Raw genomic sequence first — 16169 nt, 5'->3', positions numbered from 1 at the left:
CGTCCTGGCGTATGCCGCGACATTGAAAACCCTGCCCTATGGCAGGGTTTTCTTTTTGTGTTCGGCATGCTCCTTCACGTGAGGCACAACATGACAAATGAGCAGCAAGCGCTGGCAGAAATGCCGATCTGGTTGGTGATCGTCCTGGCTCTGGTCGGCGGCGTATCCGGTGAGATGTGGCGAGCAGATAAGGATGGTGCCCGGGGCTGGGTGTTGATGCGCCGGCTTGCGCTTCGATCCGGTGCCTGCATTGTCTGCGGAGTCTCGGCCATGATGCTGATGATCGCGGGGGGCATGACGCTCTGGACGGCCGGCGCCTTGGGTTGCCTGACGGCAATGGCCGGCGCGGATGTTGCCATCGGGTTGTACGAGCGCTGGGTCGCCAAGAGGTTGGGTGTTTCCGAGTCGGCGTCGGCCGACCACACCTAGAAGCGAGGCCGTCCAGGGGGCCGATTTTCCGGATCCTCCGCGAGAACCGCCCCTTACACTGTTTACGGAACTTCTGGTTTCTCCCTCACGAGGTTTGTATGCTGATGTCTGTCTTTTAGTTCGCGATAAAAAACCTACGAATCATGAAGGTTTAAGTGGGATGGCGATCATATTCAGTTCACTCACTTGGCTTATGGAGAAGCAATATGGCAATGGGATCGATTGTTGGGCTGAACGAAATCCCTTTTTTTGATCTGTCCGAAGCAACGGGAAGATTTTTCAGCTCTGCCATGTTCTATGACGCAGGTGATTGGCGGATGTGGATGTCCATTGGCGAAGGTAAGTTTATCGAAACTAAGGCTTGGCCTGCTGAAGGGTTTTATTATGGACGCCACGCAGAGCTCAAGACTGACTTGCATTTGCATTTTTTGGATTTTATTGCGCAAAGAGCCAGTTATTTAGAAATCCAAAAACCTCTGATGGGGCTACGGGATGATTTTTTCAACGTGTCGGCGAGCCTTGCAAAAATTTCCCATATTCATGCGACCAAAGCTTCCTTGGGATCTGGCGATGGTCGTATGGTGATAACTGAGATTGAGTACCTTTTTTCTGTATGTCGGAGCATGATGGATTTGCTACAGGAGATTGCGGCGAAACTTTGGGAGATGATTGAGCTGCTTGAAACTTTCGTGTCTCCTAAGAAAAAACTGCGGAAATCATTTGGTGACATGATTTGGTATGAAGGTCGTCGAACGACTTTACATGACTTGCAGTATAGATTTGGGTTGCCGCCGGTATGGGCTGATTTCTATTTGCAACATATTGATTTTTTTTTACTGGTAAAGAGTTTTCGAGATAACATCATTCACAACGGCTCTCAAGTGCAGACAATATTCTCATCGGATGATGGTTATCTAGTTAATAGTTCATTGAAGCCTTTCGATCAGATGGATATTTGGACGGAAAATGAGAAGAATGCAAATATTCTGGTTCCACTTATGCCCGCTCTTGGTATGGTTGTGTACAGAACAATTTTGATGTGTGAAGAGTTTACCGTCATGTTGGAAAAGTGCATTCGATTCCCAAAGCCACTGGTTCCCGACATGAAGCTGTATATGAGAGGGTTTTTTGATGAGCACTTCGCCCAAGTGATAGGAGATGCTGAAGAGCGCTTTTGCCTGAAAAGGGAAGCGAAAGGTTTCAAATAATTGTTGTTAGTAGAGCGCGAAAATTGGCTGGGGACCCTAGGGATATCTGCATGGTACGGGGTCGGAAACCCGCGGGATTGTGTTAGCGGGCGGTTCACCAGCTTAGTGAACTGAGGTGAACTGGGGGTGAACAGGTGAACTCGCGGGGTGAACTGGAGAAATTAACCATGACTGTTATCAGCAAAACGGAGTTTGCGGCCCGGCGCGGTTGGGCCAAGTCCTATGTTTCCAAACTGGCCAGCCAAGATCGGCTGGTGCTTACCGAAAACGGCAAAATCGATCTTGAGGCAACGGAGGCGCTGCTCGATAAAACCAGCGACCCTAGCAAGGCCGCCGTCGCCGAACGTCACCAGCAGGATCGGATTCAGCGTGACGTTTACAGCCAACTGTCCCCTCTGACCGAGCCGACTTCCATGGCTGCGCCGCCGCAACTGATACCCGTCGACGGCAAGCATCCCGACTACCAAAAGTCCCGCGCGCTACGCGAGCACAACATGGCCAAACTGGCCGAGATCGAACTGGGCAAAGCGCAAGGTTCTTTGGTGTCAAGGGAGGCCGTGGAGACCGGCGCCTACGACGCCGGCCGTTTGTTGCGCGATCAGTTGTTCGGCCCGCTGCCTCAGCTGTCGTATGACCTGGCGGCAATGACGGATCCCTGGCAGATCGAAAAGCACCTAACCGCGACAATTCGACGAACGCTGGAAGAGGCCGAGCGCCTCTCCTCAGCAGATCTTGAACATGCCCTGACATCGGATTGAAACCATGCACACGGAATTTTCTGACGGTGCAAAGGTGTACCGTGAGAACTACTTCCGTGGACTGCGCCCCGATCCAGATCTTTGGATTGATGAGTGGGCCGACGAGTACATGCGAATACCGCGAGACACTGGCGCCCCGGAGCCCGGCCAGTACCGCACCTCACGCACACCTTATGCCCGCGAGCCGATGCGCTGCCTGTCACCGGCTCACCCCTGCAGGCGGGTGGTCACCATGGTGGCCTCGCAGTTGATGAAAACCCAGATCGCGCTGAACTGGATGGGTGGGCTGATCCACATGGCCCCATCGAACATCCTGGCCTTGCTGCCCAGCCTTGGATTGTCCAAGCGGGTTTCGGGGCGGATCAGCAAGACCATCAAGGCCACCCCGGTGTTGCGCGAGCGCGTGGCAACGAGCCGCTCACGGGATGCGCGCAATACGATGGACACCAAGGAATTCGAAGGTGGTTCGCTGTACGTCACCACCGCCGGTTCTGCGGCCAACCTGTCGGAGCTGTCGGCACGATACATCTACGGCGACGAAGTCGATCGCTGGGAAAACGATGTTGGCCAGGAGGGTGATCCCATCCGGCTGGCCGAAACTCGGGCGACCAACTTCGGTCGCAACGCCAAGATCTATTTCTCCAGCTCGCCGACGATCAAAGGCGCCTCGCGTATCGCCGATTTGTTCGAGTCCAGCGACCAGCGTCACTACTACGTGCCATGTCCTACCTGCGGTCATATGCAGGTACTGGAGTGGGAACGGCTGCACTACAGCGCGGACTACGCCACCGTGCATTACGAGTGCGCCGCCCCTGAGTGTGACGTGCTGATCGAGGAGCACCACAAAAGCGACATGCTCGCCCGAGGTGAATGGCGTGCGCATGGTCGTGGCGATGGTAAGACCGTCGGGTTTCATCTCAGTGCGTTGTATTCGCCGACCGGCTGGATGGATTGGGCCTCGCTCGCCGTCGAGTTCGAGGACGCGAAGAAAGCCCAGTCACAAGGCGACACTAGCCTTATGCAGGTGTTCTACAACACTCGTCTGGCCAAGGTTTGGGACAGCGCGCTCGAGCAGACCAAGGCGGAAGTGCTGATCGCTCGGGCGCGTCTCGAAACCTACACCCTCGGCGCGATGCCGGTCGGTGTACTGATGCTTACCGGCGCTGTCGACGTCCAGGCCAACCGCTTGGAACTGATGGTGATGGGCTTCGGCGTCGGCATGGAACGCTGGGTTGTGGATCACCAGATCATTTGGGGCGACCCGGCCGACGAGCGCACCTGGGCGGTGTTGGACGAAAAACTCAAGGCGCGGTACCGGCATCCCTGTGGCGTCGGCTTGGCAATCCTCGCCACCGGCGTCGACTCCGGCGGTCACCACACCGACGAGGTTTATCAGTTCTGCCGCGTCCGTCGCTGGCGCAACGTCTTCGCCATCAAGGGCGCAAGCAAGCCGGGTAGACCGGTGATCGCTCAGCGCCCGTCCATGGTCGACGTGACGTGGAAAGGCCAGACCGAACGCAACGGCGCCGAGCTGTGGTTCGTCGGCACCGACACCGCCAAAGACTGGATCTACAACCGTTACCCGTTCCCGGATGGGCCGGGGTCACTGCACTTTGCCAACGACCTGCCGGACGAGTTCTTCGCCCAGTGCGTGGCCGAACGCAAGGTCGCCCGCTACGTGCGCGGTCACAAGCGCATAGAGTGGGTCAAGGGCAAGGCCGAGCGCAACGAAGCGCTCGACCTGATGGTGTACTGCCTGGCCATGGCTCACTACTTGGGCATCAATCGATATCAGGAACACGATTGGGAGCGGGTCCGACAGTCACTGGCACAGGCCGGTTTGTTTGATGACGCCACAGGCATCAAGCCCGTTCAGGGCGAACGTGTCGCCAGATCAGCGCAACCAACTCCGGTCGCAGCGACTGCGCAACCCGCACCGCAACCTGCCGCACCAGTCGCGACTCCGCGACCGGCTGCTGCATCCCCTCAACGCCGCAGCTCTGCCAGCGGCTACCTGAAGAGACGCTGATATGTCCTTTACAAAAAAGCACCTCGACGCGGTTGAGGCGGCCATTGCTCGCGGTGAGAAAACTGTGCGCTACACCGACCGTACCGTGGAGTACCGCACGGTCGATGAACTGCTCAAGGCGCGCGAAGAAATTCGCTCGTCGCTGGCCAGCACCGCCGGACCACGTTCGCGCGTGGTCCGGCTGTACCATGCAGGGAAGGGGGTCTGATGGCCCGACAATTTCCAACGCTGACCCGTAACGGATTTGTGCTGCCGTCCAACATCAAGGCCAGTTACGAAGGCGCTGGTGAAGGCCGCCGATCCGCTGGCTGGGACGCTCCCGACAACGGGATCAACAGCATTAACACCCCGGCACTGCGCAATTTGCGGTCGCGCTCCCGGGCAGCGGTTCGCAATGATCCGTATGCCTTCAACGTCATCGACAAGCGCGTCAGCAACCTGATCGGCACCGGGATCACCCCTCGGCCGACGACCGACGATGATGCCTTGCGCAAACTACTGCAGGAGCTGTGGGGAGATTGGGTCGATGAGTCTGATGCGGATGACCGCACCGACTTTTATGGCCAGCAGGCGCTAGTGGCGCGCACTGTGGAAACATCGGGCGAATGCTTCGTTCGGTTGCGTCCTCGCAGTCTGGATGAAGGTCTGGCGGTACCGCTGCAGCTGCAGATCCTCGCACCGGAATTTGTGCCGCACGACAAATTCGAGAGCACCAAAAACGGTAACGTCATCCGCGCCGGCATCGAGTTCACCCCCGGTGGTAAGCGGGTGGCGTACTGGATGTACCTTTCGCATCCGCGCGATGCTGCCTCGCTGAATGCTGGCTACAACCAACTTGTGCGTGTACCAGCCGCGCAGGTGCTGCACATCTTTGAGCCGGTCGAGCCTGGCCAACTGCGCGGTGTCCCGCGATTGTCGCCGGTGCTCAAGCGCCTGCGCAGTCTCGACAACTACGACGACGCGGTGCTGTTCCGCCAAGAGGTGGCCAACCTGTTTGCCGGTTTCATCAAGCGGCCGGCGCCGGAGTCGGGGCAGACACCACGCGATCCAGTCACCGGCGCCTTGTTGGATCTGGACCGCGACGGCTTCACCCCTATGGTCGCGCTCGAACCCGGCACCATGCAGGAGCTGGGGGCAGGTGAGGAGGTTGAGTTCTCCAAACCACCAGACGCCGGCAACAACTACCCGGACTTCATGCGGCAGCAACTGATGGCTGCTGCAGCGGGGTCCGGCACGCCTTACGAAATTCTCACCGGTGACATGCGCGGGATCAATGACCGGGCGCTGCGTGTGGTGCTCAACGAGTTTCGGCGCCGCCTGGAACAACTGCAATTCAGCGTGTATGTGCATCAACTTTGCCGCCCGGTACGGGCCGCGTGGATGGACATGGCGGTGCTGTCGGGTGTTCTGGTGCTGGACGATTACACACAGAAGCGCCGCCAGTACCTTCGCACTCGCTGGGTACCGCAAGGCTGGGCCTATATCCAGCCGGTTCAGGACGTACAAGCACGAGCGATGGAGGTGAGAGCCGGTTTTTCGTCGCGCAGCGAGATGGTCCTGCGCACGGGTTATGACGCCGAAACGGTCGATCTGGAAAACGCCGCCGATCTGAAGCGGGCCACAGAGCTGGGCCTCAACTACAACACCCTGGATGCCGTCGAAGACACCGACGACAAGGAGCAACCATGAGCAAGAACGCGAAACCGCGTATTTACAACCGCGCCGGCAAACGCGTCGAGGTCAAGGACAAGACCTGGTACGCCGTTCATGCCAGCGGCGAGGCCGCCGAGCGAGTGATCGAAGTCTTTGTCTATGGCGAGATCGGCGCGTGGGGTATCACCGCCAATCAGTTCGTGCAGGATCTGCGCGCCATGGATGATGGTGTGTCGCCGGTGGTCGCCGCGTTCAACAGTATCGGCGGTGACCTGTTCGACGGTCTGGCCATGCACAACGCGCTGTCGCGGCTGGGCGAGCGCTGCACCGGCCGGGTCGATGCACTGGCAGCGAGTGCGGCCAGTGTGGCTGTGTGCGGTGCCCATCGCGTGGTGATCGCTTCCAACGCGATGTTGATGATCCATAACCCATGGACTTACGCCGCCGGTGATGCTGATGACTTCCGCAAGGTGGCCGACGTTCTCGACCAGACCATGGAAGCGATCATCGCGGCGTACAAGGCCAAAGCGCCCGACATTGATGAGGTGGAGCTGCGGCGTTTGGTGGCGGCTGAAACCTGGCTGACCGCCAACGAAGCGGTGGCATTGGGGCTGGCCGATGAAGTGGGCGACGGCGTCAAGGTCAAAGCGTGCCTCGGTCAGGGCGCGGTGCTGCAACGATTCCAGAACGCACCGGCTGATTTGCTGGCCCAGCTCGACGAGGAACCCGAACCGGATCCGGATCTTGATCCTGTCGAACCGCCGCCGGTGCCGCCCGTCGTAGACTCGGCCAAGTTGGCATTGATGGTCAGTCAGCGCTGCACGGCGGCGGGCATCAGCAACCTGATCGAGCCGCTGCTCAAGTCCACCCAGCTTGAAAGTGAAGAGATCGTTTTGGCGGGTCTGGCACGCGCCAAAACGATTAACGACCTCTGCGTGGCCGCGCGGCTGCCTGAATTCAGCGCCGAGTATGTCGCGGCAGGTCTGGATGCGCCGGCGGTGCGGGCGCGTCTGTTCGACAAGATTGTCACCAGCGGTAAGGGTTTCGAAATCGACAACAGTCTGCCGCTGGCGGACGACCTGGCGCCCAAGGTGCTGGCCAAACAACCTGATCCCAACTCGATTTGGGCTGCTCGCCAAGCGGCCCAAACTGGAACCGCGCAAAGCGCGAAAGGAGCACGAGCATGACCATCAAACAGGAACCGATCCACGCAGGTGAATTCCTGCTTTCCGAAGGCGCCGGCAATATTTCGCGTGAAGCGATCAACGTCGCTGCCGGTCCAGAATTGTGGCCCGGACAAATCCTCGGGCTGGTGACCGCCTCCGGCGAATTCGCACCCTACGAGCCGACTGCTGAGGACGGCACTGAAAACGCAGTCGCCATTCTCTACGGCCCGCTTGGCGAATCCGATGTGGTGCGTCGCGGTCGCGCGGTGGTGCGGTTGGCCGAAGTCAGCGAAGCGCATTTGACCGGCCTCGATCTGGCTGCCGAGAAAGCCCTGGCCACTCACTTCGTGATCGTCCGCTAAGTCGATCCTTCTTTTTTATGCATCCCGCCGCGTGCGGGATTTTTCGTTTCTGGAGAGTACCCATGGCCGATATCGCCATTTTTGATGACGAAGCATTCACCGTTACCTCGCTGACCGCTGCACTCAATGATCAACCTTACCTGCCTGGCCGCATCAGCGCCTTGGGCCTGTTCCGCGAGGAAGGCATTACCACGCTGACCGTGCAGATTGAAAAGGATGGTGACACCCTGGCACTGGTGCCGGCCGGTGAGCGCGGTGGTTCTGGCCTGGTGGTTGCTGCGAGCAAGCGCAACCTGATCCCGTTTAACACCGTGCACCTGCCGGAGCGCTTCACCATCAAGGCGGATGAGATCCAAGGCATCCGCGCCTTCGGCACTCGTACTGAGCTGCAGGCGGTGCAGGACGTGGTCAATGCGCGTCTGGCTAAGGCGCGTCGTCAGTTGGACGCGACGCATGAGTTCCAGCGCATGGGCGCACTCAACGGCCAGATCCTCGACGCCGATGGCCAGACCGTACTGCTGGATCTCTATGAGCGCTTCGGTGTGCAGCGTCAGAAGATGTCCATGGGGCTGACTAAGGCCGATACCGAGCTGCGCGTCATGTGCGGTGAGGCGCTGGACATGCAGGAGGATGCGCTGGGTAGCGTGACCAGTACCGGTTCGCGCGCTTTCTGCGGCAAGAACTTCTGGAACAAGCTGATTGTTCACAAGTCGGTCAAAGAGACCTACCTCAACAGTCAGCAAGCGGCAGCGCTGCGTGGCGACGCCCGGGAAAGCTTCGAGTTCGGCGGCATCATCTGGGAGCGCTACCGTGGCAAGGTCGCCGGCGTTTCCTTTGTCCACGACGACAAGGCGCTGCTGGTTCCCGAAGGTGTGCCGGACTTGTATATCTCCGTGTTTGCACCTGCCGACTACATGGAAACGGTCAACACTCAGGGCATTCCGTACTACAGCATGATCGAGCCGCTGCCCTTCAACAAAGGCATGGCCGGTGAAGCCCAGTCCAACCCACTGCACCTGTGCACTCGACCGCGTGCCCAGATCCTGCTGGAACTCTGACCATGGGCTTTCGCGACCTGGTCGCCGAGGTAGACGCGGTGGTGTTCGAGACGCTGGGTGATACCGCACGGATCGAGGGTCGCGAAGAGCCAGTGTTCGGCATGTTTGCCGCGCCCTGGCTGCAACCCAAGTTCGGCAAGCTCAACACCGGGCTGCGCGAGCCTCGCTTCGAGATCCGCGTCAGTGATTCGCAAGGTCTGGAACAGGGCATGCTGGTCAGCGTCGAGTTGCCGGCTTTGGATGGCGGCGGCGACTACGACCTGATTCAGCTCGAACCGAGCGGCGACGGTCTGGTCGCCTTGATTCTGAGGTTGCGTCCATGAGCGTCGGCAGCTATTTCAAACCCTCGGCCGGCGGCGGGATGATCTCCATCCAGTCTTCGGCCACAGACTTTCAGGCGTTTCAAGACTTCGCGGCGGTGGTGCCTAAGGCAGCAGCGGCGGCGCATCGGCGTGCGATCAACAAGACGCTTGGCTGGTTACGCACGCACATTGCCCGGGCTGTTAGCCGCTCAGAGCGCATTGCTGTCGCGGCGGTGCGTCAACGCTTGCGCAGCTATCCGGTTTCCGGCGGTGCCGCGAGCGGCAAACTGTGGTTCGGTTTGAACGCCATCGAGTCCAGCCGGATAGGTCGGGCGCGGCAAACCGGTAGCGGCGTGTCAGTGGCGGGGCGGCGTTACCAAGGAGCTTTCCTCAAGAAGGTCTACGGCAACAAACCCGACATCTGGATCCGCACAGCCAGCAAGCATTTCAACGGGGACGACTATCCCGACAGCACGGTCTCCCCCGGTCGCGGGGCGAGTTCTGGCTGGGTCGCCGAACACGGCAGTCGTTTCCCACTGGCTAAGGCCAAAGTGTCGCTGGAGCAAGCCCGGCCGCATTTCGACAGTTGGGTCAAAAAGGCAGATGAACGTCTGTTGGAAATCCTGAAGCAGGAACTCAACTACGAGCTGCAGAAGTACCTTAAGAGGATCGGCAATGTCTGACGAACCGTTCAGCCTGGACCAGCTTTATCGGGCGGTAGAACAGCATCTGCGTACCCACTTGCCGGGCGTGCAGGCCGTCACTGCCTGGCCGAACATCGCGGATCGCGTGGTGCTGCCGGCGGTATTTCTGGAACTGGCCGAGATTGAGCCGGGTACGGATATCGGCACCGGCGAAACCTCGCTGGTCTGCAAGTTCGAGGCGCGCGTCATCGTCGACCCGATCAAGCCGAACCATCACCAACAGGCCGTGCAATTGGTGACTCAATTGGCCGTGCTGCTGCGCGCCCAGACGTGGGGCCTGGCTGTCGAACCCGCCGAGTTTGTCCAGGCAGTGCAGGACTGGACCCAGCCGCAGCTCGATGGTTATACGGTCTGGCTGGTGGAGTGGAACCAACAGATTTACCTCGGCACCGAACAATGGCCATGGCCAGATGATCATCCGGGTGAACTCCTGTTGGAAGACTACGCCGTTGAGGTGGTTGTCGATGCGGAGCAAGAACCGTGAGTTACGCATCGGCCCAACATGACCGCATGCTGGCAGGGGTGGTCAAGGCTTGTTATGTGGTGGCGGTGGATCTGGCCGCCTCCCCACCGGCGTGTCGGGTGTCGGATGGCGAGTGGACAAGCGCCTGGGTGCGTTGGCACAGCATCGCCGCCGGCAAGGCACGCCACTGGCGCGCGCCAAGCATGGGCGAGCAGGGCACCTTGATCAGTGCCAGCGGGGACGTCTCGCAAGGCACGTTCGTGCCTGGCCTATACGGCAATGCCGGTCCACCACCGGACAATCGCGATCACGTCGAGGTTTGGCGGTTCGATGATGGCGGCTCGCTGGTCTACGACTGGCAGGCCAAGTCCTACACCATCACCCTGCCGAGTGGCACGGTGACGATCAAGGTCGGCGGCACGGACGTCGTCGTAACGGATAACGCGGTGACAGTGAAGTCGGGAACGATCGATCTTGAGGGCACCGTGAACATCAAGGGTCCGGTCAATATTGATGGCCCGTTACGCGTAACGGGCAACATCGACGGCGCCGGCAACATAATGGCCGTCGGCGACAGTGACAACCACCACAAGCACTAACCCAAACATTCATCCAGCCCGCCGCGTGCGGGCTTTTTTGTACCTGGAGAAAACCCATGGCCAAGATCAATGACCAGTCTGTCGAGGAGCAATTACCGTCGACGATTCGCCAGCCTGTTACCGCTCCACTGCGCGCGCCGGATTTGCTGCTGAAGTTTCGCGACAAAGTCTATACCTCGCGCACGCTGTGCATCCCTGGAACGGATCGCACGCTGGCGGTGGCCAAGCACGAGGTCGAGGTGTCGGCGTCCGATGAGCAGGCTGTCAGCTTCCTGAAGGCGCATCCCGAACTTGAACCGTTGGAGTGACATAGATGATCGGAATGGATCGCCACACCGGCCAACCCATTTCCGGCATCGCTCACTTGCGCCAGTCGATCCCCGACATTCTGGGCACGCCGCTGGGCAGCCGGCGGCACCGTCCCGAGTACGGCAGCAAGATACGGCGGTTTATCGACTTGCCCGTTAACAAGGGCTGGATCAGCTCCGTGCAGGCGGAAGTCGCGCGCGCGCTGGGCCGCTGGGAGCCGCGTTTGAAGCTGGATCGGGTGAGCGTCGTTTCGGTGATCGGCGGGCAAATCAATCTGAAAATCGCCGGTCAGTACCTGGGCGACAGCGTCACGCTAGAGGTGGCCGTATGAATATCGTGGATCTGTCGGCGTTGCCGGCGCCGACCGTTCTGGAGCCGCTCGACTTCGAGGACACCTATCAAGACACGCTAGGGGTCTTTCGCGGGTACATGGGCGACAACTGGACGGCCTCGCTGGAGAGTGATCCGGTGGTCAAGGTTCTGGAGACCGGCGCCTATATCAAGGTCGGCAATCGCGCCCGGGTCAACGACGCCGGCAAGGGCCTGTTGCTGGCGTACGCCATTGCCGGCGACCTCGATCACCTCGGGGCCAACGTCAATTTGAAGCGCCTGGTTATTCAGGCGGCGGATCTGCAAGCGGTACCACCGGTGCCCGAGGTCAAGGAAGAAGACGACCCGTTTCGCGAGCGCATCCAGTTGGCCTATGAAGGCCTGACCACGGCCGGCCCGCGTAACAGCTACATCCTGCACGCACGCAATGCCTCGGGGCTGGTGGCGGATGCGTCAGCCGAAAGCCCGGCGCCTTGCTACGTTACGGTAACGGTGCTGAGTTCTGAGGGTGATGGGCGCGGTGTGGCCAGTCCTGAGTTGTTGGCCACGGTGCGGGCTGAGCTAAACGATGACGACGTGCGCCCGGTCGGCGATCGGGTCACGGTCAAGAGTGCGGAAATCATTGATTACCGCATTGACGCCATTCTGCACATGGCTGGCGCCGGCCCCGAAATGGATGCCAGTCTGGCGGAAGCCAAAGCCCGGCTCGCGGCGTGGATCAATCCCCGCAAGCGCCTGGGTGTGGAGGTCGCGCGTTCCGCGATCGACGCGCAATTGCACGTTGCCGGCGTTTCCCGGGTGGAGTTGCCCGACTGGGTGGATCTGGCCCCGACCAAAGAGCAGGCGGCGTACTGCGCGGGCTACAACTTGACGATGGCGGGCTGACATGAAGAGCTTTCTGCCGATCAACAGCACGCAACTGGAACGGGCCATGGAGGCCGGTTTTTTCGAGAAGACGATTGTCCCGCTGCGTGAGCTGTACAACGCCGAAACCTGTCCGGTTCATCTGCTGCCGCATCTGGCGTGGGCGTGGTCGGTCGATCGCTGGGACTACCGATGGCCTGAGGCGACCAAGCGCGCGGCCATCAAGGCATCGTTCTACATCCACAAGCACAAGGGCACGATCGGCGCGCTGCGTCGGGTGGTCGAACCGCTGGGCTATCTGATCGAGATTATCGAGTGGTTCCAGACCGTGCCCGAGGGCGTACCGGGCACCTTCGCCTTGAAGGTCGGCGTGCTCGACACCGGTATCACTGAGGAAATGTATCAGGAGCTTGAACGCCTGATCGACGACGCCAAGCCCGTCACGCGGCAACTGACCGGATTGGCGATCAGCCTCGAAACACAAGGTGATTTGAATATCGCCGTGTCCCTCTACGAAGGCGACGAAATCGACGTTTACCCACCCGTCATGCGTGACATCGAGGTCACCGGCAGCTTCGGCGTGGTCGGTCGCGAACACACCATAGACACCCTGGACGTTTATTATGATTGATGCGAATTCGCAGTTTCTCGCGATCCTCACGAACGTGGGGATGGCCAAGCAGGCGAACGCCGACGCGCTCGGCATTCCCTGGCTAATCACCCAAATGGGCGTTGGCGATGCCAACCCGGCCGGCTTGGAAAACCCGCCCAATCCGGTGCCGTCAGTCGGTCAAACCAAACTGATCAACGAGTGGCGCCGCAAGCCGCTGAACCAATTGAAGATCGACCCGGTGAATCCGGCGGTGATCATCGCCGAGCAGGTTATCCCGGCCGACGAGGGCGGTAAGTGGATCCGCGAAATCGGCCTGTACGATGCGGACGGCGATCTGGTGGCGGTGGCCAACTGCGCGCCGAGCTTCAAGCCGCTGCTGTCGCAAGGCTCGGGCCGCACGCAAATCGTGCGGATGAATTTCATCGTCACCAGCACCGGCAACATCACGCTCAAGATCGATCCGGCGATTGTCCTGGCCTCGCGCGCCTACGTCGACGCGGCCATTCTGGAAGTGCTGCCGAAGAACAAGACGCCCGGCGAATACACGCGGGTCAAGGTCAACGATCGCGGGATTGTGGTCTCGGGCGACAACCCCGACACGCTGGCGAAAATGGGGATCAAGGACAGCTACACCAAGGCCGAGATCGAGGCGATGATTGCCCAGGCTTCGGCGTTGCCGGTGGGTGCAATGGTCGCGTTTCCGGTGGACAAGGTCGCGCCCGGGTTTCTGGAGCTAGACGGCAGCGTCAAGAGCATTGCCGCCTATCCCGATCTGGCGGCATTCCTCGGCACGGCCTTCAACAAAGGCGACGAGGGCGCCGGCAATTTCCGCTTGCCGGAATCGCGCGGCGAGTTCCTGCGTGGCTGGGATCATGGGCGCGGTGTGGATGCCGGGCGGGGGATCGGGAGTTATCAAGATCAGTCATTCGTCGACCACTTTCACGCGGTCCTCTCTGCTGAGTCTGGGTCAACGCCTAACCCTACAGCTGGCAACGTGGTTGGTAGTGCAGTCAGTAATTTGAGTCCGACTAATAGAGCCGCTGGGGCCGGGGTGTTGCCGGCCACTGTTACGTCCAATGTGTTCGGGCCGGGAGCAGCAAAAGGCGGCACCGAAACCCGCCCGCGCAACTTGGCGGTGGTCTGGTGTCTTAAGGCCTGGAACGCGCCAATCAATCAGGGAAACATCGACATTGCGGCGCTCGCTGCATTGGCGACGCAGGCCACCGAGATCAAGCTCGGCACAGCCAAGATCGCGACGCAGGCGCTGACAGACGCGGGCGTTGATGACGCCACGATCGTCACGCCGAAAAAACTGCGATTCGGCTTCTCCGTGAATCGGGGGGCCAATGGGTATATCGCGTTTCCGAGTTGGCTCGGCGGACTGATTATTCAGTGGGGGGTGAAAGCGGCGTCGACGACTGTGGGCAACAACCCGGTGGTGTTTTACACGGCGTTCCCTAATGCATGCCTGGGCGTGACTCTGGGGTTCTGGCTGACATCTCCAGCCAACTATTACATGACGGGCGTGAATACGCAGACGCTGACCGGGTTCAACATCTACAACCCGCAGGCCGCCACATTGGTGCATAACTGGCTTGCCATCGGCTACTAAGGGGTAGGTATGTATTCTTCGAAGCTAAAGCGCGGTTTCTATGACCCCGCAGTTCACGCCGTCATGCCGGCGGACGTGATTGAAATCTCGGCCAAGTATCACGCCGAGCTGCTCGCTGGGCAGGGCGAGGGCAAGGTTATTGAGTGGGGAGATGATGGCGTCCCCGTGTTGGCTAATCCGCAATTGCCTACCTCTGATGAGTTGGCTGCTGCTGAGCGTATGTGGCGTGATGTTCAATTGGCGTTGACTGATCCGCTGGTGGTCCGCAATCGCGACGAGATCGAGCAGGGTGATCCGACCTCGATCACCGCCGAGCAATATACCGAGCTGCAGGCGTACCGTCGGCAGTTGCGCGACTGGCCGCAAGGGGAGCAATTTCCGCTCGCTGATCATCGCCCGATTGCCCCGCTGTGGGTGACCGAGCCGCCTCAATAGACGCCCCGCACTGACGGGGCGTTTTCTTTTCCGTTACGCGTAACACGAACACCCCACAACAGCCTCGCGGATGCGGGGCTTTTTCGTTTCTGGAGATTGGACTTTATGAGTTTCTTTCACGGCGTTACGACCACCGAAATCAAGACGGGCGCGCGCACCATTTCGCTGCCGTCGTCTTCGATCATCGGTCTTTGCGACACCTTCACCCCGGGCATCCTCGGCGGCGGTACGGCCAAGGCCGGCGAACTGAAGTTGATCACCACCGAGCGCGAAGCGATCGCCGCCTTTGGTGCTGACTCGGCTATCACCAAGGCCTGTCAGGCGATCTACGTCAAAGCCAAGGCGGTGATCGTCGCCATCGGCGTGCCCAAGCTTGAAGACGCTGCACTGCAAACCTCGGCGATCATCGGCGGCGTTCTGGTCTCGGGCCAGCGTACCGGCCTGCAAGCGCTGATCGACGGCAAGAGCCTGTACAACGCACAGCCTCGGTTGTTGATTGCGCCGGGTCATACCAGAACTCAAGCGGTGGCCACGGCGATCGACAGCGTGGCGCAGAAGCTGCGAGCCATCGCCATCCTCGACGGCCCGGGTACCACCGATGAGGCCGCCATGGCCTACGCCGAGAACTTCGGCAGCCGCAACCTGTACATGGTCGACCCGGGCGTGCAGTTCTGGGACACCGTCACCAGCGCGACGATCGACGCGCCCGGCTCGGCTTGGGCGGCGGGCCTGTTTGCGTGGACGGATGCCGAGTACGGATTCTGGGCCTCGCCGTCGAACAAAGAGTTCGCCGGCATCACCGGCACCGGCCGCGCGGTCGAGTACCTGGACGGCGACGAGACGTGCCGGGCCAACCTGCTCAATAACGCCAATATTGCCACGATCATCCGTGACGACGGTTATCGCTTGTGGGGTAACCGCACGCTGTCGAGCGATCCGAAATGGGCTTTCGTCACCCGCGTGCGCACGCTGTTCATCCTGATGGATGCGGTACAGGCCGGGCACAAGTGGGCGGTCGATCGCTCGATCACCAAGACCTACGTCAGCGACGTGACCAACGGCCTCAACGCATTTATGGCCGACCTGAAAGCCCAGGGCGCGATCATCAACTTTGAGGTGTTCCCGGACACCGAGCTGAACACGGCCAGCCAGATCGCCCAAGGCAAGGTGTATTGGCGCATCCGCTTCACCGACGTGCCGCCGGCAGAAAACCCGAATTTCCTTTTCGAGGTCACCGATCAATGGATGACCGAAGTGCTTGAAGCAGCCTAAGGG

The 16169-nt window shown here is 60.2% G+C and carries 20 protein-coding genes; all 20 read left to right on the top strand.

What is annotated here, in order from left to right; genetic code table 11:
* Positions 1 to 90: 90 nt before the first annotated feature.
* The 20 genes from JFT81_RS06370 to JFT81_RS06275 all read left to right on the top strand — a co-directional run bounded on the left by JFT81_RS06370 (position 91) and on the right by JFT81_RS06275 (position 16166).
* Positions 91 to 429: a phage holin family protein gene (locus tag JFT81_RS06370; protein ID WP_201226560.1), complete on the top strand. Its 339-nt coding sequence runs from the start codon at positions 91 to 93 to the stop codon at positions 427 to 429.
* Positions 430 to 635: 206 nt separating this feature from the next.
* Complete coding sequence (locus JFT81_RS06365) at positions 636 to 1637, top strand: hypothetical protein (protein WP_201226559.1); 1002 nt, start codon at positions 636 to 638, stop codon at positions 1635 to 1637.
* A gap of 167 nt (positions 1638 to 1804) precedes the next feature.
* On the top strand, positions 1805 to 2395 hold the full coding sequence (locus JFT81_RS06360) for a terminase small subunit (RefSeq protein ID WP_201226558.1): 591 nt from the start codon (positions 1805 to 1807) through the stop codon (positions 2393 to 2395).
* Between the two features lie 4 nt (positions 2396 to 2399).
* Positions 2400 to 4424, top strand: coding sequence for a phage terminase large subunit family protein (locus JFT81_RS06355; RefSeq protein WP_201226557.1), 2025 nt, complete (start codon positions 2400 to 2402; stop codon positions 4422 to 4424).
* 1 nt (position 4425) lies between these two features.
* A complete protein-coding gene (locus JFT81_RS06350) occupies positions 4426 to 4632 on the top strand; it encodes a hypothetical protein (RefSeq protein ID WP_201226556.1) in 207 nt (68 codons plus the stop codon).
* Complete coding sequence (locus JFT81_RS06345; protein WP_201226555.1) at positions 4632 to 6113, top strand: phage portal protein; 1482 nt, start codon at positions 4632 to 4634, stop codon at positions 6111 to 6113. Before JFT81_RS06350 ends, JFT81_RS06345 begins: the two co-directional genes overlap by 1 nt.
* Entirely contained in the window at positions 6110 to 7264 is a 1155-nt protein-coding gene (locus tag JFT81_RS06340) for a head maturation protease, ClpP-related (protein ID WP_201226554.1), read from the top strand. The genes JFT81_RS06345 and JFT81_RS06340 overlap by 4 nt, the downstream gene beginning before the upstream one ends.
* Positions 7261 to 7605, top strand: coding sequence for a head decoration protein (locus JFT81_RS06335; protein ID WP_008087650.1), 345 nt, complete (start codon positions 7261 to 7263; stop codon positions 7603 to 7605). The genes JFT81_RS06340 and JFT81_RS06335 overlap by 4 nt, the downstream gene beginning before the upstream one ends.
* A 62-nt stretch (positions 7606 to 7667) precedes the next feature.
* Entirely contained in the window at positions 7668 to 8663 is a 996-nt protein-coding gene (locus JFT81_RS06330) for a major capsid protein (protein WP_201226553.1), read from the top strand.
* 2 nt (positions 8664 to 8665) lie between these two features.
* Entirely contained in the window at positions 8666 to 8986 is a 321-nt protein-coding gene (locus JFT81_RS06325; protein WP_008087648.1) for a hypothetical protein, read from the top strand.
* Positions 8983 to 9648 (top strand): hypothetical protein, encoded by a 666-nt coding sequence (locus JFT81_RS06320; protein WP_201226552.1) that lies wholly within the window; start codon positions 8983 to 8985, stop codon positions 9646 to 9648. Before JFT81_RS06325 ends, JFT81_RS06320 begins: the two co-directional genes overlap by 4 nt.
* Entirely contained in the window at positions 9641 to 10153 is a 513-nt protein-coding gene (locus JFT81_RS06315) for a hypothetical protein (RefSeq protein WP_201226551.1), read from the top strand. The genes JFT81_RS06320 and JFT81_RS06315 overlap by 8 nt, the downstream gene beginning before the upstream one ends.
* Entirely contained in the window at positions 10150 to 10731 is a 582-nt protein-coding gene (locus JFT81_RS06310; RefSeq protein WP_201226550.1) for a phage baseplate assembly protein V, read from the top strand. Before JFT81_RS06315 ends, JFT81_RS06310 begins: the two co-directional genes overlap by 4 nt.
* Positions 10732 to 10787: 56 nt before the next feature.
* On the top strand, positions 10788 to 11039 hold the full coding sequence (locus JFT81_RS06305) for a hypothetical protein (protein WP_123451158.1): 252 nt from the start codon (positions 10788 to 10790) through the stop codon (positions 11037 to 11039).
* Between the two features lie 5 nt (positions 11040 to 11044).
* Positions 11045 to 11371 (top strand): GPW/gp25 family protein, encoded by a 327-nt coding sequence (locus tag JFT81_RS06300; RefSeq protein ID WP_201226549.1) that lies wholly within the window; start codon positions 11045 to 11047, stop codon positions 11369 to 11371.
* Entirely contained in the window at positions 11368 to 12255 is an 888-nt protein-coding gene (locus JFT81_RS06295) for a baseplate J/gp47 family protein (RefSeq protein WP_201226548.1), read from the top strand. The genes JFT81_RS06300 and JFT81_RS06295 overlap by 4 nt, the downstream gene beginning before the upstream one ends.
* A 1-nt stretch (position 12256) precedes the next feature.
* Positions 12257 to 12865, top strand: a complete 609-nt coding sequence (locus tag JFT81_RS06290; protein ID WP_201226547.1) for a phage tail protein I — start codon at positions 12257 to 12259, stop codon at positions 12863 to 12865.
* Complete coding sequence (locus tag JFT81_RS06285; protein WP_201226546.1) at positions 12858 to 14459, top strand: phage tail protein; 1602 nt, start codon at positions 12858 to 12860, stop codon at positions 14457 to 14459. The genes JFT81_RS06290 and JFT81_RS06285 overlap by 8 nt, the downstream gene beginning before the upstream one ends.
* A gap of 9 nt (positions 14460 to 14468) precedes the next feature.
* Positions 14469 to 14894 (top strand): tail fiber assembly protein, encoded by a 426-nt coding sequence (locus tag JFT81_RS06280; protein WP_201226545.1) that lies wholly within the window; start codon positions 14469 to 14471, stop codon positions 14892 to 14894.
* Between the two features lie 105 nt (positions 14895 to 14999).
* Positions 15000 to 16166 (top strand): phage tail sheath family protein, encoded by a 1167-nt coding sequence (locus tag JFT81_RS06275; protein WP_201226544.1) that lies wholly within the window; start codon positions 15000 to 15002, stop codon positions 16164 to 16166.
* Positions 16167 to 16169: the final 3 nt, after the last annotated feature.

Origin of the sequence: Pseudomonas sp. TH43 (assembly GCF_016650635.1) — a bacterium.
In the GTDB taxonomy this organism is placed as follows: domain Bacteria; phylum Pseudomonadota; class Gammaproteobacteria; order Pseudomonadales; family Pseudomonadaceae; genus Aquipseudomonas.
Note: the sequence above shows the minus strand (reverse complement) of the source record. Positions and strands in the feature narration are given on the sequence as shown.